Annotated in this window: 19 protein-coding genes; 9 read left to right on the top strand and 10 right to left on the bottom strand. The window is 73.5% G+C overall.

Translation table 11 applies throughout. The features are described from left to right. Window positions 1–168 precede the first annotated feature (168 nt). Both ABEB28_RS28130 and ABEB28_RS28135 read left to right on the top strand, forming a co-directional pair. Window positions 169–822 carry a hypothetical protein gene (locus ABEB28_RS28130; protein WP_345731247.1) on the top strand — a complete coding sequence of 218 codons (654 nt, stop codon included), beginning with the start codon at window positions 169–171 and terminating at the stop codon, window positions 820–822. Further along, window positions 819–1,757: an endonuclease/exonuclease/phosphatase family protein gene (locus ABEB28_RS28135; RefSeq protein WP_345731248.1), complete on the top strand. Its 939-nt coding sequence runs from the start codon at window positions 819–821 to the stop codon at window positions 1,755–1,757. The genes ABEB28_RS28130 and ABEB28_RS28135 overlap by 4 nt, the downstream gene beginning before the upstream one ends. Here the strand turns inward: ABEB28_RS28135 and ABEB28_RS28140 are convergent. The 3 genes from ABEB28_RS28140 to ABEB28_RS28150 are packed head-to-tail and all read right to left on the bottom strand — an operon-like array spanning window position 1,735 to window position 6,669. Continuing rightward, on the bottom strand, window positions 1,735–2,592 hold the full coding sequence (locus ABEB28_RS28140; protein WP_345731249.1) for an alpha/beta fold hydrolase: 858 nt from the start codon (window positions 2,590–2,592) through the stop codon (window positions 1,735–1,737). The genes ABEB28_RS28135 and ABEB28_RS28140 overlap by 23 nt on opposite strands. A 19-nt stretch (window positions 2,593–2,611) precedes the next feature. Then, window positions 2,612–3,568 carry a hypothetical protein gene (locus ABEB28_RS28145; protein ID WP_345731250.1) on the bottom strand — a complete coding sequence of 319 codons (957 nt, stop codon included), beginning with the start codon at window positions 3,566–3,568 and terminating at the stop codon, window positions 2,612–2,614. 53 nt (window positions 3,569–3,621) lie between these two features. Then, entirely contained in the window at window positions 3,622–6,669 is a 3,048-nt protein-coding gene (locus ABEB28_RS28150; protein WP_345731251.1) for an AfsR/SARP family transcriptional regulator, read from the bottom strand. Between the two features lie 168 nt (window positions 6,670–6,837). On the opposite strand from ABEB28_RS28150, the gene ABEB28_RS28155 reads away from it, so the two are divergent. After that, entirely contained in the window at window positions 6,838–7,047 is a 210-nt protein-coding gene (locus ABEB28_RS28155) for a hypothetical protein (protein ID WP_345731252.1), read from the top strand. A 1-nt stretch (window position 7,048) separates the two neighbouring features. On the opposite strand, the gene bla is transcribed toward ABEB28_RS28155, so the two are convergent. Both bla and ABEB28_RS28165 read right to left on the bottom strand, forming a co-directional pair. Next, entirely contained in the window at window positions 7,049–7,897 is an 849-nt protein-coding gene (bla, locus tag ABEB28_RS28160) for a class A beta-lactamase (protein ID WP_376981730.1), read from the bottom strand. Window positions 7,898–8,257: 360 nt separating this feature from the next. Continuing rightward, the gene (locus ABEB28_RS28165; protein ID WP_345731254.1) at window positions 8,258–8,806 is read right to left on the bottom strand and encodes a hypothetical protein; all 549 of its coding nucleotides are present in this window, start codon (window positions 8,804–8,806) and stop codon (window positions 8,258–8,260) included. Window positions 8,807–9,076: 270 nt separating this feature from the next. On the opposite strand from ABEB28_RS28165, the gene ABEB28_RS28170 reads away from it, so the two are divergent. Next, window positions 9,077–9,457, top strand: coding sequence for a DUF2255 family protein (locus tag ABEB28_RS28170; RefSeq protein WP_345731255.1), 381 nt, complete (start codon window positions 9,077–9,079; stop codon window positions 9,455–9,457). A 19-nt stretch (window positions 9,458–9,476) separates the two neighbouring features. On the opposite strand, the gene ABEB28_RS28175 is transcribed toward ABEB28_RS28170, so the two are convergent. Further along, on the bottom strand, window positions 9,477–10,040 hold the full coding sequence (locus ABEB28_RS28175) for a carboxymuconolactone decarboxylase family protein (RefSeq protein ID WP_345731352.1): 564 nt from the start codon (window positions 10,038–10,040) through the stop codon (window positions 9,477–9,479). Window positions 10,041–10,168: 128 nt separating this feature from the next. Here ABEB28_RS28175 and ABEB28_RS28180 point away from each other — a divergent pair, with 128 nt between their 5' ends. The 3 genes from ABEB28_RS28180 (at window position 10,169) to ABEB28_RS28190 (ending at window position 13,841) form a co-directional block, all read left to right on the top strand. Then, on the top strand, window positions 10,169–11,695 hold the full coding sequence (locus ABEB28_RS28180) for a flavin-containing monooxygenase (protein ID WP_345731256.1): 1,527 nt from the start codon (window positions 10,169–10,171) through the stop codon (window positions 11,693–11,695). Continuing rightward, a complete protein-coding gene (locus ABEB28_RS28185; RefSeq protein ID WP_345731257.1) occupies window positions 11,692–12,543 on the top strand; it encodes an SDR family NAD(P)-dependent oxidoreductase in 852 nt (283 codons plus the stop codon). Before ABEB28_RS28180 ends, ABEB28_RS28185 begins: the two co-directional genes overlap by 4 nt. A 68-nt stretch (window positions 12,544–12,611) precedes the next feature. Beyond that, window positions 12,612–13,841, top strand: coding sequence for a PucR family transcriptional regulator (locus ABEB28_RS28190; RefSeq protein ID WP_345731258.1), 1,230 nt, complete (start codon window positions 12,612–12,614; stop codon window positions 13,839–13,841). 22 nt (window positions 13,842–13,863) lie between these two features. On the opposite strand, the gene ABEB28_RS28195 is transcribed toward ABEB28_RS28190, so the two are convergent. From ABEB28_RS28195 to ABEB28_RS28205, 3 genes are all read right to left on the bottom strand, one after another. After that, window positions 13,864–14,505: a DUF3455 domain-containing protein gene (locus ABEB28_RS28195; RefSeq protein WP_345731259.1), complete on the bottom strand. Its 642-nt coding sequence runs from the start codon at window positions 14,503–14,505 to the stop codon at window positions 13,864–13,866. A gap of 98 nt (window positions 14,506–14,603) precedes the next feature. Then, complete coding sequence (locus tag ABEB28_RS28200) at window positions 14,604–15,902, bottom strand: cation:proton antiporter (RefSeq protein WP_345731260.1); 1,299 nt, start codon at window positions 15,900–15,902, stop codon at window positions 14,604–14,606. 828 nt (window positions 15,903–16,730) lie between these two features. Continuing rightward, a complete protein-coding gene (locus ABEB28_RS28205; protein WP_345731261.1) occupies window positions 16,731–17,624 on the bottom strand; it encodes an acyl-CoA thioesterase in 894 nt (297 codons plus the stop codon). A 90-nt stretch (window positions 17,625–17,714) separates the two neighbouring features. Here ABEB28_RS28205 and ABEB28_RS28210 point away from each other — a divergent pair, with 90 nt between their 5' ends. Further along, window positions 17,715–18,767, top strand: coding sequence for a DUF2293 domain-containing protein (locus tag ABEB28_RS28210; protein ID WP_345731353.1), 1,053 nt, complete (start codon window positions 17,715–17,717; stop codon window positions 18,765–18,767). 97 nt (window positions 18,768–18,864) lie between these two features. On the opposite strand, the gene ABEB28_RS28215 is transcribed toward ABEB28_RS28210, so the two are convergent. Next, on the bottom strand, window positions 18,865–21,084 hold the full coding sequence (locus tag ABEB28_RS28215) for an NADP-dependent isocitrate dehydrogenase (RefSeq protein ID WP_345731262.1): 2,220 nt from the start codon (window positions 21,082–21,084) through the stop codon (window positions 18,865–18,867). 190 nt (window positions 21,085–21,274) lie between these two features. On the opposite strand from ABEB28_RS28215, the gene ABEB28_RS28220 reads away from it, so the two are divergent. Beyond that, window positions 21,275–22,279 (top strand): lactonase family protein, encoded by a 1,005-nt coding sequence (locus tag ABEB28_RS28220; RefSeq protein ID WP_345731263.1) that lies wholly within the window; start codon window positions 21,275–21,277, stop codon window positions 22,277–22,279. Window position 22,280: the final 1 nt, after the last annotated feature.

Here is a 22,280-nt window from a genome sequence, read left to right on the forward strand (position 1 = left end):
TCACCGCTCTTCACGACGGTGCCGCCGGTCCGCGGCCGGCAGCGAGATTCGGGGCCCACGGTATAGACCTCGCAAACAGAACAATTGACAAAATACGCCTACCCGGATAGCGGTGCGGACCTGCCCCGCCGGTGCCCGCGTGCGGACCGGATGCCGCATGCTCTGCGCATGAACGCTCGCCATCCCCTGCTCCGGTACTTCCTGGACGCGGCCGAGGGTCGGTTTCCCGCAGCGGACGGCGCGGTCACCACCGTGCTGGCCCTGGCGGACGGCCTGGAGTGCGTGGTCGCATTCACCGGCCACGCGGTCGTCGCCACCGCGCTGAGCGCCGCGCAGGTGGCGGCGGAGAAGCCGGACGGTTACGGCGGCGCGATGGCGCCGGACTTCCTGCGCGCGCTGGCCGGGCCCGGTGGCGACATCGGCGTCCTGGACGTCACGCTGGTCGGCCGGGGAACCGGGGGAGCGGTCGCGCTCGCCGCGCTGACCGGCGCCGACGACCACCCGCGGGTCGCCTACGCGCGGGCCCGCCGGGCGAACGTCCGCGTCTACGGGGACGAACGGGGCCTGGTGACGCTCGCCGAGGGCGTCGCCGGGCGTCCCGAGCTCTCGATCGAGCTGCACCCCCGGACCACGCACGGGCGCGGCAGCGGCCGGTCGCTGATCCGCGCGGCGCGGACGTTGGTTCCTCGCGGCGAACCGGTCTTCGCGGCGGTCTCGCCGGGCAACGCCCGCTCGCTGCGCGCGTTCCTCGCGGCGGAGTTCGTTCCGGTGGGCAGCGAGGTCCTGATCCGCCCCGACCGTGCGGCGGGAGTCGTCGGATGAAGGCCGTCTCGCTCAACACGCTCGACCTCTACGGTTCCGAGGAGCCGTCCGCGCAGGAGCGCTTCCGCGCGGTCGAGGCTTTCCTGCGGGTGGTGGACGCCGACGTCGTCGCAGTGCAGGAGATCATCGCGCCGGAGCGCGACTGGCAGGAGAAGGCCGAACTCGCCGAGCGGCACGTGCAGCAGCTGGCCGAGGCGACCGGACGCCGCTGCACGGTCGACGGGGTTCCCGCCTGCGGCGTCGGGGGCGGGGTCCACCACACCGCGCTGCTCTGGCGGGACGGCATCGAGGTCGTTCCCGGCACGGTCACCCGGCTGGGGCGGGCCGAGGCCGGGATGTGGCACTCGCTGGTCGCGGCGGTCTTCGACCTCGGCGGCCCGACCGTACGGATCGCCTCGGTGCACCTCTCGCCGTACTCCGCGACCTGGCGCGAGCTGGACGCCGCCCAGGTGCTGCGCGCGGTCAACTTCGGCCCGACACCGGGCCTGGTCGGTGGCGACTTCAACGGCGTCGGCGCCGACCCGGCGTACGACCCCGATCCGTACCGCCTCGGCCTCACGGCCCCCGGCCGGGACGCCGACGGCGTCGCGCCCTGGCACCCGGTCTACGCGCACGCGTGCGGGCCCGACGGCGCCGTCGACCGGCGGGCGGCGGCTCTGCTGGAGCACTCCGGCCGGCTGCAGGACTGCGCCCGGCTCGCCGGGGCACCCTGGACCGCCACCGTCGGGCACTGGCCCACCGATCCGCACCCGCCGCGCCGGATCGACCGCTGGTACGGCAGCTGGCATCTGCCCCCGGAGGCGGTGACCGGCTTCCGCGTGCTGGACGGCCGGTTCGCGCCGGGATTCCTGCCGCTGCGCGAGGTCTCCGACCACCTGCCGGTCGAGGTGACGCTGGACCCGGCGCGGCTGGTCAGCCCAGGTGGGCGCGGATAGCGGCGGCGAGCCGATCGGCGTCCTCGGTGGGCACCGTGTGGTGGGAGGCTTCCGGGGCCGTGACCGTCGTGACGTCCGGCAGGGTCTCCTGCGCAACGCGCCGGACCCGGTCGGGGTCCTGCGACCGGCTCCGCCCGCCGGCCACGACCAGCGTCGGGACGCCGAGCGTGGCCAGCCGCGAGGCCTTCGGACGACGGGGGAGCACCGGGTTCTTCCAGCGGCCACCGGTGCTCGCCAGCTGGAGCCGCAGCCACGCCGGATCGAGTGCGCGGCCGCCGGTCTCCCAGTCGTAGAGCGCCCGCAGCCGGCCCGGGGTGTTCCGCAGCAGTACCGGCAGACCGCGCAGCAGGTAGGCCGGTGCCATCGGCGCGAAGCACGACGACGGTTCGAGTAAAGCCAGCCGCTCGACGCGGTCCGGGCGGGCGAGCGCGTAGGTAAGCGCGATCCACCCGCCGTAGGAGTGGCCGCCGAGCGCGGTGCGGTCCAGGCCGAGCTCGTCGAGGACGGCGTCCAGCCAGGTCAGCAGATCGTCGGGGCGGCGGACGCCACGGCCGCTGGGCAGGCTGCGTCCCGCGTCGCCGACCAGGTCGGGCGCGTGGACCCGGTACCGGTCCGCCAGGGCGGACGCGACCGCGAACCATGCGGTCGACGTCGCTCCGCCGCCGTGCAGCAGGACAAGTGGCTTGCCGTCGGGCGGGCCGCACCGGTGCACCCGGGTCGACCCGTAGGGCGTCGGGACGTCGAGGGCTTCGGTGGCCGCGGGCCACTGGGCCAGCACCGCGTCGTACGCGGCCTGGAATGCGGTCTCCTGGCGGCTGTCGGTGAACACGCTCATGTGTCCACGGTGCACTCGTCTACGTGCTGTAGTCAACCCTTCCGGCAGCTAACGACCTCGTTGCCCTCTGCCGACGCCGCCGACGCCGGTTCCGGGCCCGGGTGGCGAGGTGCCCGAACAGGTTCATCGAGCCGAAAATCACGGCGCCAGTGGCGATCGCGTCCAGCCAATCGGGCACCGGCTCCTCGTGCTTCACTCCGAACGCCCCGGCGACCAACAGCACACGGACGGCGAGCCCGATCCGGGTGATCTCCGGTTCAGGCGTGTCGTCCGGCTGCGCCACGGCCGCGGAGCCCGACGTCGGCAACGCCGCTCCGAGCCGTTCGAGTTCGGCGGCCTTCCCGAGAGCGGCCCGGTGCTCGGGATGCGCGACGTAGTGGCTGATCGCTTGGGCGACGAAATGCGGATCGGCCCCCTCGACGGGCACCACGTCGTCCTCCACCGCCCAGCCACGACGCTGCGCCAGCTCCGGACGGGCCAGCCGGAGACGGAGCGTGAAGTCGGCGTCGGGCCGGGCCGGCTGTTCTGGGTCGAGCCCGTCCCACGGCACCCACAGGGAGCTCAGCCCTCGGTCGGCGCTGAGGCCATCGGGCGTGAGCCGCACGCCGGCCCCCACCCACATCAGCCGGGTGACGGCGCCGGCCACCGGCACCGCGACCAGCGTCGCCAGTAGCCACCACCGGTCGCCCCCGGCGGCGATGTCGATCCACGTCACGCTGACGCAGACCGCGATGAACCCCCAGCAGGAAACCCCCATCAGCACCGCGGCCCCGTGCCGCGGCGTCGCGAACGCGCCGGGATGGGCCTCCAGCGTGCGGGGCATGCGGCGGTTGAGCACGTTCAGAATGACCAGCGCGACCACGAACAGCAGCACGATCACGCCCACAGTCGGCGGGTAGATCGCAGACTGCTGGTCCGGCCGGCGAACAGCCGCGACACCCGGAAGGATCGCCGCGGCGATCCCGAGCACGGTCATTGGACGGCGCCAGCGATCCATTGCGCGGGAGAGCCGGGCAATCGACCGGCGCATCAGGCCGTCCACACCGCGGCGCGGTCGAACATCGGGTCGGGGACCGCCGTGGCCTTCTCCAGCACCGCCTCGACGACGTCCCGGCGACCGAGCATGCCGATCCGGAACTCCTCGGCGAACGCCTGCGACGACAGGCTCGCGCGCACCAGCCGCACGTTGCGCTCGGAATCCGCCGGATCCATCTGCTGCGGCTGGTACCCGATGTCGCTGCCGAGCGCGCTCACCGCGCCGAGCAGCCGGGCGCCGGCGGCGGCGTCCCCGGCCAAACCGAGCGCCCCGGCGAGCACGTGCAGCGTCGCCAGCCACGACGTGACGTCCGGCTCGCTCTCCAGGAACCGGGCGAGCGCGGCGGCGCTGCGGACCGCCTGGTCGGCCTCGCCCCGGTCGAGCCGCACCTTGGCCAGCATCCAGCCGGCGGAGCCGACCGCGAAGTTGTGCTCGGCCTTCCGCGCCACCGCGACCGACTGCTCGAATAGCGTGGCCGCGCGGTCCGGATCGCCGGAGAGGCGGGCGATCTGCCCCAGTGCGGCGAGCGCCTCCGCCTCGCCCGGCCCGTCGTTCCACAGCCGGGCTTCGTCCAGCGCCTGCTGCGCGATCGCGGAGGCGGCCGCCGGGTCGGCGGCGGAGAGGTAGGCCTGGAACGCCCGGGCCCGGACGTACTTCGTCGTCATCGCCGCGGGATTGCCCTCGGCCAAGACCGTGCGGATCGACTCGGCAGCGGCCGCGTGTGCCCCGGCGAGGTACTGGAGCGGTGCGAGCGCGAAGTACGCAGCGGCCCGCTGGGGATGCGCGTGCTCGCCGAGTGCCTGGAGCGCCGCGGTCGCCCACGCCGTGCCCTCGGTGATGAGTCCGAAGCGGTACCAGTACCAGCCCAGCGCGCCGCAGAGCCGAAGCGCCGTCGTGACGTCCCCGTCCGACAGCGCGGATTCGAACGCCGACCGGACGTTCGGCTGCTCCTGCCGCACCCGGGCGAACCAGATCGCGGCGTCCCGGCCGAGCCAGTGGCGGTCGGCCTCCTCGACGGTCTCCACGACCCAGGTCCGGTGCCGCGCCCGGACGGCTGCTCGCTCGGCGTCCGGCAGCAGGCGGTTTCCGTACTCCCGCAGGCTCTCCAGCATGCCGAACCGCCGCGGACGCGCGGCCGGGTCGGAGGTGAGCAGCGACTTGGCGAGCAACGTCTCGACGTCGTCCGCGGTGGCGGCTCGCGAGCCGTCCGTCACCGCGCGGACCGCCGCCAGGTCGAACCCGCCGGAGAAGACGCCGAGCGTCGCGAACAGCCTGCGGTGGGCGTCGGTGAGGTCGTCGACGGACAGCGAGACCGACGCCTCCAGGCTGCGCAGCCGCTCCGGTCCGGTGCGGGCGCCGCCGACCAGCAGCGCGAACCGGTCGTGCAGGGAGGCGGCGATCTCCTCCACCGACAGCGTCCGGGACCGCGCGGCGGCCAGCTCGATCGCGAGCGGCAGGCCGTCGAGTTCGGCGCAGATCGTGGCGATCAACCGCTCCTCGTCCGGCGTGGGTCGCCAACGTGGGACGAGGGCCTGCGCGCGGGTCACGAACAGCTCCACCGCCGGGGAGGTCCCGGCGAGCGGGCCCAACTCGGCGAGGCGCTCCCCGGGGACGCCGAGCGGCTCCCGGCTGGTCGCGAGCACGGTGACCCCGGGGCAGAGCGGAAGCATCTCCGCGACGAACGCCGCCACCGCGTCGAGCAGGTGCTCGCAGTTGTCCAGGACCAGTAGCGCGGTGGTGTCGCGGAGGAAGGCGGCGAGGTCGGCCGTGCGCTGCGCCCCGGCGGCGCCGACGGTCGCGGCGACGGTCACCGCGAGCAGCGACGGGGACGGCAGGTCGGCCAGTTCGACGAACCAGGGCCCGGCGGGCGGGTCCTCGTCGGCCTCCTCGCGGGCGGCGGCCAGAGCCAGGCGCGTCTTCCCGACGCCGCCGGGGCCGACGAGCGTGACGAGCCGGTTCCCGGCCAGCGCCGCACGGAGGTCGGCGAGGTCGGCGTCCCGGCCGAGCAAGGGCGTGAGCGGTGCCGGCAGGAGCGGCCGCGGCCGGAGCGGCCCGCCCGACCCGTCCGGCACGCCCGGCCCGGCGAATCCGTTGGGCTCGGCGAACCCGTTGGGCTCGGCCGGCTCCGGACCTCGGTGCGGGTCGGTGCCGCCCGACGGTGCCTCGGGAGCGCGGGGAGTGGCGCGCGGCGTCGCGTCCGGAGCACCGTCGAGGCGGCCGTCGAGCACGTCGCGTTCGAGCCGCTGGAGGCCCGGCCCCGGATCGATACCGAGCTCCTCCCGCAGCACCGACCGCGCGGTGCGCATCACCGCGAGCGCGTCGGCCTGGCGGCCGTCGCGGGCGAGCGCGCGGGCCCGCAGCTCCCAAGTCCGCTCGCGCAGCGGATACTCCCGGGTCAGCTGGTCGAGGTCGGCGTGGAGCGACGCGTCGACGCCGAGCCCCAGCGACGCCTCGGCGCGCTCCTCCCGCGCGGTGATCCACAGCTCCCGCAACCGCGCCACGTCGGCGGCGAGGAAGCCGCGTTCGGCCAGGTCCCCGTAGGGCGGTTCGCTCCACTCGGCCAGCGCGGCGTCGAGTGCGGCCAGCGCCTCGGCCGGACGGCGGTCCCGCAGCGCGCGGGTGCCGGCGCGCGCTGAGGCGGTGAACCGCCGGGCGTCCACGGCGTCGTCGGGCAGCGCCAGCGAGTACCCGGTGGGCGAGCTGATCAGCACGGTCGCGGCGGCCCGGGCGGCGCGGTCCGGCTCGAGCTCCGTGCGGAGTTTGGCGATGTAGGAGTGCAGTGCCTGGCGGGCGGCGCGCGGCGGAGCGCCGTCCCAGATGGCCTCGACCAGCTGGTCGTAGGTGACCGCCTGTCCACCCGCGAGGACGAGCGCGGCGACCAGCGCCCGCACCTGCGCGCCGCCGAGTCGCAGCGGCACGTCGTCGCGGTACGCGCGGACGCCGCCGAGGACGTCGACGCGGACCACTCCGGAGGTGTGCGGAGAACCTGGCCCCGGGTCGACCACTGCGTCCTCACTCCTCGCGATCGGCTGACCGGACATCGATCTAACGCAGAGTACGGGGAAGGGCAACAGAACCCGCTTGGCGCCACTGTGCGTGTGCGTCAGCGTCGCGACCTGATTTCGTCTTGCTCACTCCTCGGTTGCTCAGGTGTGATTCCGTGTGGTTGGGGGTAGAAGGCTCGCGTTTCGACCGACGGAGGGAGCAGGATGGCCACGGCACGCGGTCACTGGGATCTGCCTCCCGGGTGGAAAGCCGACCCGGAGGACACCGCGGACGACGACGTCCGTTTCATCGACCCGGAGGACCTCGCCGATCATCGGCTGTACGGATCGTGGTCCGACCGTGTTCCGGTGGACGCGGAGGACGCGGCGTTCGACGTCGACCGTCCGCGGGTGGAGGAGTACCTGGCGCTTTGACTCAGAGCCGGTTCAGTGCGCGGGTCAGGATCGTCGCCGCTCGGGCCAGCACCGTTTCGTCGTCCGCCGCGTCGAGCGCCGGCTTGCGCGTGTAGACCGCGTACACGACCGGGGCGCCGCTCGGTGGCCAGGCCACCGCGATGTCGTTGACCGCTCCGTAGCGCCCCGCGGTTCCGGTCTTGTCGCCCACCGTCCAGTTCGACGGCAAACCGGCCCGGATCCGCCGGGCGCCGGTCAAGCTCGCGCGCAGCCACTCGGTCACCAGCGTGCGGGCCGAGGCGTTCAGCGCGTCGCCGAGCACCATCCGGTGGAGCGTCCGGCCGACCGCCGCCGGTGACGTCGTGTCACGGGGGTCGCCCGGCGTGGCCTCGTTGAGTTCGGGCTCCCACCGGTCGAGCCGGGTGACGTCGTCGCCGAGCGTTCGGAGGAACCGGGTCAGCCCCGGCGGCCCGCCGAGCTCGGCCAGCAGCAGGTTGCCCGCAGTGTTGTCGCTCTGGGTGACGGTGGCCACGCAGAGTTCCGCCAGCGGCATGCCGTCGTCCAGGTATTGGTCGGTGACGGGCGAGTGGGGCAGCACGTCGTCGCGGCTCCAGCGGACGACCCGGTCGAGCCCGCCGCGCTGAGCGACCGCCGCCGCGGCGAGCACCTTGAACGTGGAGGCGAGCGGGAAGCGTTCGTCGGGGCGGTGGGCGACGGCGGTGCCGGTGCCGGTGTCCAGGGCCCACGCGCCGATCCGGGTGCCGGTCGACGTCTCCAGCGCCTGCAGTTCGGGCACGGCGGCCGGGGCCGGGGTCGCGGTTGGACTTCCGCCCGCCGTCGGTGTCGGGCTCGCGGTCGGCGTCGGGGACACCTCCGGGTCGGCCGACGTCGATTGGCAGGCCGCGAGCAACGAAAGAGCCGCCCCACCCACCAGAACGGATCGGCGGGTGAGGCGGCTTTGCTCAGCCGCACCGTGTCGGCTCACCAGAACGGATCGGGGGGTGGGGCGGCTTTGCTCAGCCGCACCGTGTCGGCTCACCAGAACGGATCGGGGGGTGGGGCGGCTTTGCTCAGCCGCACCGTGTCGGCTCACCAGAACGGATCGGGGGGTGGGGCGGCTTTGCTCAGCCGCACCGTGTCGGCTCACCAGAACGGATCGGGGGGTGGGGCGGCTCTGCACAGCCGCACCGTATCGGACGGCGTCGACCGTACGGTGCGCTGCGGGGACGGATCAGGCGGTGGGGCTCGCGGTAGGGGCGGCTTCGTCGGTGGGCGCGTCGGTGGGCGTGTCGGTCGGGGCCGGAGTCGGCGCGGTGCGGCCGCTGGCGTTGATCCGGACCGCGGAGCGGGTGGTCCCGGTTTGCGTTCCGCTCAGCGCGACGTGGGCACCGGTGGGAACCGCGGCCAGCGTGGCCCGCGCGTCGTTCACCGTGATCTTCGCGGTGGCCGCGACGCCGACCGTGACCGATGTGCCGCGACCGGTCTTCCCGCCCTTGACCGTGAGCGTGAGGGTGCGCGCGGTGGCGTCGACGGCGGTGACCGTACCGGTGAAGGAGAACGGAACCGGCTTCGCGATCGGCTTCTTCGCCACCGGCGCGGGGGTCGGCTTCTTGGCGACCGGCGCCGGCTTCTTCGCCACGGGGGCGGGCTTCTTGGCCGCGGGGGCGGCGACGGGCTTCTTCGCGGCGGCCGTCGTACCGGCCACCGCGGGAGCGGCGAGCCCCCCGGCGACGACGGCACCGGCGACGAGCGGCAGGACGGCGAGGGCGAGGCGGCGCATGGGGGGACTCCTGGACGGAACGCGGGGGTACGTCATCCACCATCGGGCGCGGCGGGGGCGGGTCGACTGCGCGCCGGGTGCATTTCGGGTGCGCCCTCGCCCCGCCAGCGGCAACCGGCGACGCGGGGCACGGAGTGATTCCTGAGCGGCGCGTCCGGGGTACTCGTCCGGCAGCAGACGGAATCACCGCGGGGCGCCGCCGCGTTACCTCGGTGGTTCGCCGACGAGAGCGCGGATCGACCGCGACACCGCATCGAAGGAGACGCCGCGATGACCGCATGGAACCCGGACGATCTGCACCGTGTCGGCCGCGCCATCGAACTGCAGATCACCTCGGCCCGGCCGGACGGCACCCTGCGGCCCTACGTGACGATCTGGGCGGTCCAGGTGGGTGTGGACCTCTACGTGCGGTCCGCCTACGGCGCGAACAACGGCTGGTACCGGCGTGCGAAGGCCAGCGGAACCGGCCGTATCCGCGCCGGTGGGGTGGAGCAGAACGTCACGTTCGCCGAGGCCGACGCCGACGTGCACCCCGCGATCGACGAGGCATACCACGCGAAGTACGACCAGTACGGGCCGGCGATCGTCGGCACGGTCGTCGGCCCGCAGGCTGCCGGCGTCACGCTCCGCGTCGTGCCCCGCGCGAGCTGACGGCGGGCGGGGCCCGGCGCTACTCCTCGGCGGCGAAGATGCGGAGCTGGAGCGCGAGCATCGCGTAGTACCCGACGAGCGTGGTCAGCTCGAACAGGCCCCGCGCGCCGAGCTCCTGCACCGCCGCCTCGTACCCGGCGTCGTCGAGCGTGCGATCCCGGAGCAGCGCGCGGGCGGTCCGCAGCACGACCCGCTCCACCCCCGTCAGCGACGCGGGGTCCGACCCGTCCCGCACCGCGGCGAGTTCGTCGTCGGTGAGCCCGGCCAGCCGCCCGACGGCCTCGTGGGCGAGCCGCTCGAACGCGCTGTCCTCGTACGCCGCGACCGCGAGGATCGCCAGCTCACGTGCGCGATCGGAGAGCACCGAGGAGTACCGCACCGCCTCGCCGATCGCTTGCAGCGCACCCCCGACCGGCGGGCTGAGCAGCATCGCGTTGAACGGGCCGCGCAGCGTTCCGTCGTCCTCGGTCAGCGGGAACGCCTGGGGCCCGGACGCGCGCCGGCCGCCGGTGACGGCCCGGTAGACCCGCTGCTGGTCGTCGTCCAACTCGGAGGGCGAGAAGCGCGGCAGACGGGTCACGATCCGCAGGCTAGTACGTGGTGCAGATCGCACCGTTGAGGCGGCGATTCGAGGCGTCCTGCTCTTGGTACCGGACGGTTCCACGCTCGATGATGGCGTAGCACCGTCCTGGCGACCGAGGGAGTCTCGTCATGCCCGCTGCGTCCATCTCTCCGGAGGAGCCTCCGACCGGCCTCGAACACGTCGACGTCGTGATCGTCGGCGCCGGCATCTCCGGAATCGGCGCGGCGTACTACCTGCAGAACCGCGCACCGGGAAAGACCTACACGATCCTCGAGGCGCGTGGCGCGACCGGCGGAACGTGGGACCTGTTCCGCTACCCGGGGATCCGGTCGGACTCCGACCTGCACACGTTCGGGTACGAGTTCAAGCCGTGGCGGGACGAGGAGTCGATCGCCGGCGCCGACAAGATCCTCGCGTACCTGCGGGAGACCGCCGCGGAGAACGACATCGACCGCCACGTCCGGTTCCACCACCGGGTGGTCGGCGCCGCCTGGTCGAGCGCGGACGCCCGGTGGGTCGTCGACGTCGAGCGCACCGACACCGGTGAGCGGACGCAGCTCTCCGCGAGCTGGATCTTCACCGCGACCGGCTACTACCGCTACGACGAGGGCTTCACCCCGCACTTCGAGGGCCGCGACCGGTTCGGCGGCCCGATCGTCCACCCGCAGCACTGGCCGGAGGACCTCGACTACGCGGGCAAGCGGGTCGTGGTGATCGGCAGCGGAGCCACCGCGGTGACGCTGGTGCCGGCGCTGGCCAAGACCGCGGCGCACGTGACGATGCTCCAACGCACGCCGACGTACATCATGCCGGTGCCGTCGAAGGACCCGATCGCCAACCGGCTGCGGAAGATCCTCCCGCCCGATCGCGCGTACGCGCTCACCCGCCGCAAGAACATCGCGCAGCAGGCGGCGATCTGGAAGTTCGCCCAACGGTTCCCGAACGCCGCGCGGAAGATCATCCGGTCGGTCAACGCCAAGCAGCTGCCCGCCGGCTATCCGGTCGACGAACACTTCAACCCGCCGTACGGCCCGTGGGACCAGCGGCTCTGCGCGGTGCCCGACGGTGACCTGTTCCGGGTGCTGCGCAAGGGCACGGCCTCGGTGGTGACCGACCGGATCGAGACGTTCACCGAGAACGGCGTCCGGCTGGTCTCCGGCCGGGAGCTGGAAGCCGACATCATCGTCACCGCCACCGGCCTCAACCTGCTGCCGTTCGGCGGCACCGACGTCACCGTCGACGGCGTCCCGGTGAACCTGCCGGAGACCGTCGCGTTCCGGGGCATGATGCTTTCCGGCGTTCCGAACCTCGCGTTCGCGATCGGATACACGAACTCCTCCTGGACGCTCAAGGTCGGGCTGCTCTGCGAGTACTTCTGCCGTCTGCTCAACCACATGGACGCGCACCGCTACGACTCCTGCGTACCGGTGGTGCCGGATCCGGACATGCCCACGCGTCCGTTCCTGGACTTCGACGCCGGGTACGTCAAGCGGTCGCTCGACCAGCTGCCCCGGCAGGGCGCGGCGGCTCCGTGGCTGATGTCGATGAGCTACCAGGACGACGTCAAGCTGCTGCGCAACGGCCCGGTCACCGACCCGGCACTGCGGTTCACGTCCGTCGACCGGGCGGCCACCGCGGCGGAGATGGCCCGATGAGCGACTTCGCCGGAAAGGTCGCCGTCGTCACCGGCGCGGGCTCCGGTATCGGCCGGGCCCTGGCACTCGGGCTGGCCCGCCGCGGCGCACGCCTGGCGCTCAGCGACGTCGACGGCGCCGGGCTCGCCGGAACCGCCGACGAGGTGTCCGCGCTCGGTGCGCCGGTGCACGCCGAGCGGCTCGACGTCGGCGACCGGGACGCGTTCGGGGCGTACGCCGCCGCGGTGGCCGGCCACTACGGCGTCGTCCACCAGCTCTACAACAACGCGGGGATCGCCGACTCGGCGCCGTCGATCCTGGAGTCGAATTACGACGCGTTCGAGCGGGTGCTGCGCGTCAACCTGTGGGGCGTCATCCAGGGCACGAAGGAGTTCCTGCCGCACCTGGTGGCGTCCGGCGACGGGCACGTCGTCAACATCTCCAGCCTGAACGGGTTCCTGGCGCAGGCCGGGCTCGGCCCGTACTGCACGTCGAAGTTCGCGGTGCGGGGCTTCACCGAGACGCTGCGGTCGGAGATGCTGCGCGACGGCCACCCGGTGCGCGTCACGGTCGTCCACCCCGGCGGCGTCGCGACGAACATCGCGGTGGCCGCGCTGACCGCGGCGCGGGAGCGCGGCGAGACCGTCACCGCGGAGCAGGAGAGCCGCACCCGGACCTACAGCGAGAAGCTGCTGCGGATGGACCCGCAGCGGGCGGCGACGATCATCCTCGACGGTGTCCGCGCCGACCGGCCGCGGATCCTGGTGGGCAACGACGCCAAGGCGGTGGACGTGCTGGTCCGGCTGGTGCCGCGGAACTACCCGCGGCTGGTGAACTGGTGGGGCAAGCGGCTGTTTCCGGAGCAGTGACCCGGGGCCCGGGGATCGAGCCTCGGCCCGGCGGGACCGGTCCGGTGGGGCCAGTACAGACTGGGCCGGTGGGCGGGAATTGGCCGGTGCCCTCGACGCGGGTGCGAGAGCTGATCCGGCGTGGTGCCGAGATCGCACTGCACCCGCCGGGCGCGTGGATCGAGGAGCTGTACGCCGCGGCGCTCGGCGGGGAGCGCATGCGGGCGATCGCGGAGGACCCGGTGCTCAGCGAGGGAGCCCGGCGGACGAACGTCGCGAACGTGCTGCACTGGGCCGCCGCGAACCTGCAGCGGCCGGGGGAGCGGGTTCCGGCGAACGTCAGCGCCGAGGTCCTGGAGATCGCCAGGGACCTGGTTCGCCGTGGCCTCGACGAGCGGGCGCTGGACTCGTACCGCACCGCGCAGAACGTCGCGTGGCGGCACTGGATGGAGATCTGCTTCGAGCTGACCGACGACCCGGCCGAGCTGCGGGAGCTGCTCGACGTCTCGTCCCGGTCGATCGGGACGTTCCTCGACGACACGGTCACCGCGCTCACCGTCCGCATGCAGGCCGAGCGGGAGGAACTGACCCGCGGCACCCACGCCGAGCGCCGGGCGGCGGTGACGCTGCTGCTGGAGGGCGCACCGATCAGCCGCAGCCGGGCCGAGGACCAGCTCGGTTACCGGCTCGGCGGCCCGCACGTCGCCGCGATCGTCTGGAGCAGCACCGGCACGCCGATGAGCGAGCTGGAGGACACCGCAGAGGCGGTCCGGAAAGCCGGCGGGGCGTCCCGCCGGCTCACCGTGCTGGCCGGCGCGGGCACGGTGTGGATCTGGCTGCCCACCGCGGACGCACCGCCCACCGAAGCGCTCCAGGCGCACCTGCCGGGGAGCGCGGACGTCCGGGTCGCCGTCGGACGTCCGGGACGTGACCTCGAGGGCTTCCGGCGCAGCCACCTCGACGCGCTGACCACCCAGCGCATGCTGGCCCGGCTGACCTCGCCCCGGCGGATCGCCCGGTTCGAGGACGTCCAGCTGGTCGCGGCCCTGACCGCGGACCCGACCCAGGCCGACGAGTTCGTCGCGGAGACGCTCGGCGAGTTGGCCGCGGCCGAGCCGGAGCTGCGCGACACGCTCGTGACCTACCTGCGCGAACAGTGCAACAGCTCCCGCACGGCCGAGCGGCTGTTCACCCACCGCAACACCGTGCTGCGGCGGCTGGCCCGGGCCGACGATCTGCTGCCGAGGCCGCTGGCGCAGAACACGATCGCCGTCGCGGCCGCGCTGGAGGTCCTGCACTGGCGCGGCCGCGCGGGGTGAGCGCTAGGCGGTGTTTCACCGCCTACGACCCGGGAACCCAGAACACGTAGTCGGCGCCGTAGCGGACCGAGCGCCGCTCGTCCGGCGTACACGGGCCGGTCGGCGAGAGGCCACCGCGGGTGTTGACGCGGCTGATGTGGGTCACCGCCGCCAGCTCGGTTCCGGCCGGCGCGTTCTCATACGCCTCCACCCGCAGCAGCAGCCACGGGATCGTGCCGGGCTGCGGCACCGTCGGCTGCACCAAGGCGCCGACCAGCGTCGACCCGTCGCGCTTGGAGGTCCAGCTCGGCCCGGCGTAGTGGTGGATCCGGCCGGGACGTCCGTACCGGACCAGGCGTGCCTCCGGGGTGGACCCCGCGTTCCAGGTGCCGGCCGTGCCGCAGGTGTAGGTCTGGACGCCGTGGACGACCCGGTACACCGAGAGAACGCGGTAGTTCCCGCTCGGCCTCGGCGTGCCGGGCGGCAGCGTGTAGCCGCGTTTGCCGTGCTGCATCGCAGGGTTTTGCTGCCCGGCTCGGCCGTGCTGCATGGCCGGCGTCCCTTGCGCGGCCTGGCCGTGCTGCATCGCCTGCGCTGCGGCGGGCGCGAGCCCGCCGGCGAGCGCGGCCGAAGCGGCGACTGCGAGGACGGCCCGAAGCCGGCGTGTCCCCCCGATGCCCCACATGCTGAACCTCCGATGTGTCGCGACGCTGTGACGGGTTCATCTACCCATGGTCACGGCGTTCGTGGAGGTCCTTTAGAAGGTCTTAGTTCTGGACGCGGTCAGGCCGATTTGCCGGCGGCGACCGCCGGGTTGCCTTCGCGGGTCCGGTCGAGCCACTGCATCACCGGCGTCGCGGCGACGCCGTGCACGACCACCGAGAGCAGGACGACGAAGCCGACGGTGGCCCAGAGCAGGTCGGTGCCGGGGAATTCCGCGTGGGTGACCGCGTACGCCACGTAGTAGAGCGAACCGATTCCGCGGATGCCGAAGAACGCGATGACCCACCGCTCCCGCGGTTTCGCGGTCGACCCCCGCAGCGACGCCCACGCGGCCAGCGGCCGCAGCACGAACACCAGCACGACGCCGACCAGCGCGGCCTGCCAGGTCAGCGGCGCGAGCAGGCCGTCGATCACGGCGCCGCCGAAGAGCAGCAGCAGCATCACGGTGAGCAGCCGCTCGATCTGCTCGGCGAAGTCGTGCAGCACCTGGTGGCTGCCGTGCGACCGCTCCGACGCCCGGATCGAGACCGCGCAGACGAACACCGCGAGGAACCCGTAACCCTGCACCAGTTCGGCCGCGCCGTACGCGAGGAACGTGATCGCCAGCGCCAGGAAGCCCTCCGCGTGGTCGGCCAGGCGCAGCGTGTCCGAGCGCGAACGGTAGAAGAACAGCTTGCCGAGCAGCCATCCGACCGCGAGCCCGACCGCCACGCCGATCACCACGCGCCACAGCACGTCCAGCGCGACCCAGCGCCAGAGCCAGTCGGCGAGCGCCGCCCAGCCCGAGGGCGCGTCCGCGGCGACGCCGGCGCCGGCCAGCGCGATCGCCCCGTAGACGAACGGGAACGCCAGCCCGTCGTTGAGCCCCGCCTCCGACGTCAGGCCGAACCGGACCTCGTCCTCGGAATCCTCCTCGTCGGTGGGCTCGCCGACCTGCACGTCGGCGGCGAGCACGGGGTCGGTGGGGGCCAGCGCCGCTCCGAGCAGCAACGCCGACGCGGGCACCAGGCCCGCCCACCACCAGCCCAGCAGCGCGCTGAGCGCGATCGTCAGTGGCATCGCGATCAGCAGTAGCCGCCACGTGACCGACCAGCGTCGCCAGCCGACCGGCCGGTCGAGCTTGAGCCCGGCGCCGATCAGGGCGACGATCACGCCCACCTCGGTGAGCCGGGTGGTGACCTCGGGATGCTCGGTCGGCAGCGGGGAGCCCAGGTCGAGCGGCAGGGCGAACACGAGCATGCCCAGCCCGAGGAACGCGATCGGCAGCGAGAGCGGGCGTCCTTCCAGCAGACGAGGCAGTACACCAGCGAGTAGCGCGCCGACACCAACGATGGCGTAGGCCAGGTCTGCGGATTCCATGACGCTACGTATGCCCCGTCCGTGCACGGATCACCCCTTCCGCGCGGGCGACGAAGAACACCCTCGGAGAGCACGTGGATCCGGTGCCGCGGCTGGGTACCCGCCCGGTATGTGGTTCCTCACCGCCCCGATTCGTACCCGTCTCGCTTCGCGGCCGGCCGGTGCACGGGATCGTCCCTCGGCCGTCACCGACGTCCTCGCGGCCGGTCTGGGAGCCGCGTTCGGGCTCGTGGCGCGGCTCCGCAACGCGCCCGCCCTGCATCCGCGCGGCTCGGTGGTCGCCGCCGTCATCCGGCGCGACGGATTGCCGGAGCCGATCGGGGTGCCATGGATCGACGAGCCGGGCCGGGACGACGCGCTGGTCCGGCTGTCCCGGGCCGCCGGTCTCCCCGCGCCGCTGCCGGACGTCCTCGGCCTGGCGCTCCGGGTCGACCCGGACGGGGAACCGGCCGACCTGCTGTTCTCCACCGCGGGGCGGGCGCCGGTCGCCCGGCACGTGCTGCGCCCTCGACGCGATCCGCGGCGCGCGGTCTACACCAGCCTCACGCCGTTCCGGGCTCCGGCCGGGGCGGTGGTGCTGGGTGCGCTGCCGGCACCCGCGCACCACGGCCGGCCGGCGTTCCACCTGGCGGTCGCGTCTCCCGCCGGGCCGTGGCGGCGGTTCGGCCGGCTGGAGCTGGCCGGTACCGGGTCCGGCGACGCGGACCTGCGGTTCGACCCGGTGTTGCGGCCGGTCGCCGAGCTCGAGCTGCCGGAACCCCTGGCGACGCTGCGGGCCGTGGCGTACCGCGCGTCCCGCGAGGGGCGGGCCCGCAGGCGGTTCCGTCCCTACCGGGAGACCGGTTTGACCAGCCCTTCCTGCGCGACCGTGGCGACCAGCCGACCGGCGGCGTCGAACAGCCGCCCGCGGCAGAGCCCGCGGCCGGCGCCCGCCCAGTCCGACTCCATCACGTAGAGCAGCCACTCGTCCGCCTGGACCGGGCCGTGGAACCAGACGGCGTGGTCGAGGCTGGCGACCAGCAGGCTGCGGTCGCCGATGATGGCGCGGTGCGGGTAGACGGCGGTCGAGAGCAGGAACATGTCGGAGAAGTAGGCGAGGCCGCACGCCTGCTGGATCGGGTCGTCGCCGAGCCGGTCCCGGATCCGGATCAGCACCTGTTGCCGGCGCGGCGCCTCGTCGCCCTGGAGTACGTAGTCGCGGGCCGGCCGGTCGACGAAGCGGACCTCGACCGGCTTGGGCGTGATCCGGGTCGAGAACCACTCGCCGAGGCGCGCGTCGGCGCGGGCCAGCGTCTCGGCCACCGATTCGACCGCGTCGAAGTCGGGCACCGGGGACGTCGGCACCTGGTGCTCCAGCACCGGACCGGACGGTGCCGCGGCGGCGAACGACGCGGTCAGCGCGAACACCTCAGACGAGCCCTGCCGGCCGCGGACGTACCGGACGGCCTGCGCGCGGCCGTCGCGCACCACGTCGACGGTGTACTCGGTCGGCTCCTCCGGGTCGGCCGCGTCGAGGAAGTGCCCGTGCAGGGAGTGCGGCACCCGCCCGTCCGGAACGGTCCGTCCGGCGGCGGCCAACGCCTGGGCGACCAGTTGCCCGCCGAAGACCCGAGGCCCGGACGACCGGTCCACCGCGGTGGCGAGGTACCGCCCGTCGCCGGTCTCCTTCAGGTCCACCACGTCGGCCAGGCTGAGCGGTGTCACCGGGGTTGTGCTGTGCATCCAGCGACAGTCGCACACCGGCCGCGGTGCCCGCCGGACGTGTGAACGGCGTCACCCCGCGGTGCCGGGAGGGGCGCTCGGCAGAATGGGCTGGTGTCGAAACTGGAGCGGCGGGTCGTCGAGGTCGCGGAGAGCGCGCTGGCTACCCGGAAGGTGGTGTCCGCGGTCGACGTCCTGACCGGTTTGCGGTGGGTGCGTACGGCGCAGGTCGACTCGTGGCGCCACGGCCGGGTGGACGCGCTGGAGGCGGCCACCGCGGTCGACGCCGCGAAGCTGCTCGACGCGGTGAGCATCCTGCGCGAGTGGGCGCAGCGGAAGGGTCTGGTGCCGGGGGACGCCGTCTACGTCGCGGCCAGCCGGGACCGGCGCCCGCTCCGGTTCACCCGGGCCGGCGACGACGCGGTGGAGGCGGCGTTCCGGACCGAGTGGAGCGCCGCGGATCTCAGCCCGGCGCGGCGGAAGCGGCTCGCCGAGCGGCAGCAGGCCGTCCCCGACCTGGTCGTGCACGCCGCAGCCGGAGTCTGGGCGTGCGACGGCTGCGACGGCACCGCGCCGTTCCAGGTGCCCGACGGCGACGAGCGGCTCTGCCCGGGCTGCGCCGACCTGGACCATCTGGTGTTCCTGCCGGCCGGCCACGCCGCGCTCTCCCGGCGCGCGAAGGCCGAGAGCGGCCTGTCCGCGGTCGTCGTGCTCTTCAACCGGCGGCGGAAGCGCTACGAGCGGCAGGGCGTCTTGGTGGAGGAGGACGCGCTCGCGCGCGCCGAACGATCCTGCCTGGACGACGAGGACGCGCGGGAGCGCCGGCGGCAACGGGACGAGGTGCGGCGCGCCGCCGCGGACGTGGAGTACCAGGCGGCGCTGGCGACGCGGATCGCCGAGCTGTTCCCGGGGTGCCCGCCCGCGCGGGCGCAGGCGATCGCCCGCCACGCGGGGGAGCGTCGCAGCGGCCGGGTCGGACGGTCCGCGGCGGCGAAGGTGCTCGACGAGGAGGCGGTGACGCTCGCCGTCGTCGCGGCGGTGCGGCACGACGACACCGAGTACGACGCGCTGCTGATGGCGGGGGTGCCCCGCCGCGAGGCCCGGGCCCGGATCCGCCGCCGCCTCGACGACGTGCTCACCGCCTGGCGGCGCCGCGCGCGCTGAATGACGCCATCTCCGCCTCCACGCGCGCCGTGGAGGCGGAGATGGCGTCAACGAGCGTCGGCGCGGGCTCCCATTGGGTGCCCGTGCGGGACCGGGATCAGGTCAGCGACGCGAGCGCGGAGTTCCAGGTCTGCGACGGACGCATGATCGCCGCCGCCTTACCCGGGTCGGGCTGGTAGTAGCCGCCGATCTCGGCCGGCGAGCCCTGCACGGCGAGCAGCTCGTCGACGATCGTCTGCTCGTTCGTGCTCAGCGTCTCGGCCAGCGGGCCGAACGCCTTCGCGAGCTCGGCGTCCTCGGTCTGCTTGGCCAGCTCCTGCGCCCAGTAGAGCGACAGGTAGAAGTGGCTGCCGCGGTTGTCGATGCCCCCGACGCGCCGGGTCGGCGACTTGTCCTCCTCGAGGAACGTCGCGGTGGCCCGGTCGAGCGTGTCGGCGAGCACCTGGGCGCGCTGGTTGCCGGTGGTCTGCGCGAGGTGCTCGAAGCTCGCCGCCAGCGCGAAGAACTCACCGAGGCTGTCCCAGCGCAGGTAGTTCTCCTTGACCAGCTGCTGCACGTGCTTGGGTGCGGAGCCACCGGCGCCGGTCTCGAACAGGCCGCCGCCTGCCATCAGCGGGACGACCGAGAGCATCTTCGCGCTGGTGCCCAGCTCGAGGATCGGGAACAGGTCGGTCAGGTAGTCGCGCAGCACGTTGCCGGTGACCGAGATCGTGTTCTCGCCCCGGCGGATCCGTTCCACCGAGAGCTTGATCGCCTCGACCGGGGCCAGGATCTTGATGTCCAGTCCCTCGGTGTCGTGCTCGGCCAGGTACTCCTCGACCTTCGCGATCAGGTTCGCGTCGTGGGCGCGGGTGGCGTCCAGCCAGAAGACGGCCGGGTCGCCGGTGGCGCGGGCCCGGGTGACCGCGAGCTTGACCCAGTCGCGGATCGGCGCGTCCTTGGTCTGGCAGGCGCGGAAGATGTCGCCTGCGCTCACCGCCTGCTCGAGCACGGCCGTGCCGGAAGCGTCGACGAGCCGGACCGTGCCGGTCACCGGGATCTCGAACGTCTTGTCGTGGCTGCCGTACTCCTCGGCCTTCTGCGCCATCAGGCCGACGTTGGGCACCGAGCCCATCGTCGCCGGGTCGAACGCGCCGTTGGCCCGGCAGTCGTCGAGCACGACCTGGTAGATGCCGGCGTAGCTGGAGTCCGGCAGGACGGCGAGCGTGTCGTGCTCCTGGCCGTCCGGGCCCCACATGTGGCCGGACGTGCGGATCATCGCCGGCATCGAGGCGTCGACGATGACGTCGGACGGCACGTGCAGGTTCGTGATGCCCTTGTCCGAGTCGACCATCGCCAGCGCCGGGCCGGCGGCCAGCTCGGCGTCGAACGAGGCCTTGATCTCCGCACCCTCGGGCAGCGACTCGAGCCCCTTGAAGAGGCCGCCGAGGCCGTCGTTCGGGGTGAGTCCGGCGGCCGCGAGGACGGCGCCGTACTTGGCGAACGTCTGCGGGAAGAACGCGCGGACGACGTGGCCGAAGACGATCGGGTCGGAGACCTTCATCATCGTGGCCTTGAGGTGCACGGAGAACAGGACGCCCTCGGCCTTGGCCCGGGCCACCTGGGCGGTGAGGAACTCGCGCAGGGCGGCGACCCGCATCACCGAAGCGTCGACGACCTCTCCGGCCTGCACCGGCACCGACTCGCGCAGCACGGTCGTGGTGCCGTCGTCACCGACCAGCTCGATCCGCAGCGTGTCCTCCGCCGGGACGACCACGGACTTCTCGGTGGACCGGAAGTCGTCCTGGCCCATCGTCGCGACGTTCGTCTTCGAGTCGCTGCTCCACGCGCCCATCCGGTGCGGGTGGGCCTTCGCGTAGTTCTTCACCGAGGCCGGCGCGCGGCGGTCGGAGTTGCCCTCGCGCAGCACCGGGTTGACGGCCGAGCCTTTGATCTTGTCGTAGCGGGCGCGGACGTCGCGCTCCTCGTCGGTCTTCGGCTCGTCCGGGTAGTCCGGCAGCGCGTAGCCCTTGCCCTGCAGCTCGGCGACCGCGGCCTTGAGCTGGGGGATCGACGCCGAGACGTTCGGCAGCTTGATGATGTTGGCCTCGGGGGTCTTGGCCAGCTCACCGAGCTCGCTCAGCGCGTCGGAGATGCGCTGCTCCTCGGTGAGGTACTCGGGGAAGACCGCGAGGATGCGCCCGGCCAGGGAGATGTCGCGGGTCTCGACGCCGACGCCGGCCTGCGACGCGTATGCCTGGATCACCGGCAGGAACGAGTAGGTCGCTAGCGCGGGTGCCTCGTCCGTATGGGTGTAGATGATGGTTGAGTTCGTCACCAGGGCTCCGCTCCAGATCCGCACCGCGTTGTGGTCAAGTCGATCAGTACCGTCCTCGGACGCCAGACTAAGCGCCCCGAAGCGGGCAGCTCCGGAGTGCCCCGCGAGACGCGCCTCCGAACAGTACATGCGTACTGTATCGGGTGCCCGCCACCGCCTGCCCAGCGGCCCGCCGCTACCGTGACACCCCGTGAACACGCTCGCCGTCGGCTCGTACACCTCGGACATGAACGGCAGCGGAGACGGGCTGACCGTGCTGCCCGGCGGCCACCTCGCGGTGGCCTCGCCCTCGTACGTCATCGCGGACGCCGGGACGCTGTACGCGGTGCACGAGGGGGAGGGCACGGTCGCGTCCTACACCCTCGCCGACGGCGGCGCGCTGCGGCCTCTCTCCACCCAGCCCACCGGCGGCGCCTCGCCGTGCCATCTCGCGCGCGTCGGCGCGCACACGACCGTGCCGGCCGGCCGGCACCCCGAGGGCCGCCTTCCGGTGCCCGGTGGGCATCTCGTCGTCGCGAACTACAGCTCGGGCAGCGTCTCGGTCCATCCGGTGAGCCTCGGCCGGATCGGTCCGCGCACCGACCTGGTGCAGCACGTCGGCGCCGGGCCGGACCCGGATCGGCAGGAGGGTCCGCACCCGCACCAGATCCTGGTCGGCGCCGACGGGACGATCACCGTCGTCGACCTCGGCCTCGACCGGCTGATCCACTACCGGCTGGACGACGGGGCGCTGACCCGCACCGGCGAGACCGTGCTGCCGCCCGGCTCCGGCCCGCGGCACGCGGTGGTCCACCCGTCCAGGCGCTGGTACGTCGCCGCCGAGCTCGCCGCGGCCGTGCTCACGCTGGAGAACGACGTGGTCGTGGCGACCACCCCGGCGACGACCTCCGACGAGCCCACGCTGCCGAGCGGAATCGTGCTCTCCCCGGACGGCCGGTACCTCTACCTGGCCAACCGGGGCGCCGACACGGTCGCGACGTTCCACCTCGACGACGCGGGCATCCCGGCGCTGGTGTCCGAGGTGCCGTCCGGCGGGGTGTGGCCACGGGACCTGGCGTTGACCGGCGACGGACTCGTCGTCGCCAACGAGCGCTCGCACACGCTGGTCTTCCTCGACCTCGCCGACGGCGTCCCGGTGCCAGGCGGCCGGACCGTGGAGGTCGCCTCGCCGACCTGTGTGCGGCCCGTAGCCTGAG

This window comes from Cryptosporangium minutisporangium (genome assembly GCF_039536245.1).
In the GTDB taxonomy this organism is placed as follows: Bacteria; Actinomycetota; Actinomycetes; order Mycobacteriales; family Cryptosporangiaceae; genus Cryptosporangium; species Cryptosporangium minutisporangium.

Bases quoted from the DNA above. Each gene is read 5' to 3' on its own strand.
- ABEB28_RS28130 (WP_345731247.1), top strand. From the start codon at position 169: ATGAACGCTCGCCATCCCCTGCTCCGGTACTTCCTGGACGCGGCCGAG.
- ABEB28_RS28135 (WP_345731248.1), top strand. From the start codon at position 819: ATGAAGGCCGTCTCGCTCAACACGCTCGACCTCTACGGTTCCGAGGAG.
- ABEB28_RS28140 (WP_345731249.1), bottom strand. From the start codon at position 2,592: ATGAGCGTGTTCACCGACAGCCGCCAGGAGACCGCATTCCAGGCCGCG.
- ABEB28_RS28145 (WP_345731250.1), bottom strand. From the start codon at position 3,568: ATGACCGTGCTCGGGATCGCCGCGGCGATCCTTCCGGGTGTCGCGGCT.
- ABEB28_RS28150 (WP_345731251.1), bottom strand. From the start codon at position 6,669: ATGTCCGGTCAGCCGATCGCGAGGAGTGAGGACGCAGTGGTCGACCCG.
- ABEB28_RS28155 (WP_345731252.1), top strand. From the start codon at position 6,838: ATGGCCACGGCACGCGGTCACTGGGATCTGCCTCCCGGGTGGAAAGCC.
- ABEB28_RS28165 (WP_345731254.1), bottom strand. From the start codon at position 8,806: ATGCGCCGCCTCGCCCTCGCCGTCCTGCCGCTCGTCGCCGGTGCCGTC.
- ABEB28_RS28170 (WP_345731255.1), top strand. From the start codon at position 9,077: ATGACCGCATGGAACCCGGACGATCTGCACCGTGTCGGCCGCGCCATC.
- ABEB28_RS28180 (WP_345731256.1), top strand. From the start codon at position 10,169: ATGCCCGCTGCGTCCATCTCTCCGGAGGAGCCTCCGACCGGCCTCGAA.
- ABEB28_RS28185 (WP_345731257.1), top strand. From the start codon at position 11,692: ATGAGCGACTTCGCCGGAAAGGTCGCCGTCGTCACCGGCGCGGGCTCC.
- ABEB28_RS28195 (WP_345731259.1), bottom strand. From the start codon at position 14,505: ATGTGGGGCATCGGGGGGACACGCCGGCTTCGGGCCGTCCTCGCAGTC.
- ABEB28_RS28200 (WP_345731260.1), bottom strand. From the start codon at position 15,902: ATGGAATCCGCAGACCTGGCCTACGCCATCGTTGGTGTCGGCGCGCTA.
- ABEB28_RS28205 (WP_345731261.1), bottom strand. From the start codon at position 17,624: ATGCACAGCACAACCCCGGTGACACCGCTCAGCCTGGCCGACGTGGTG.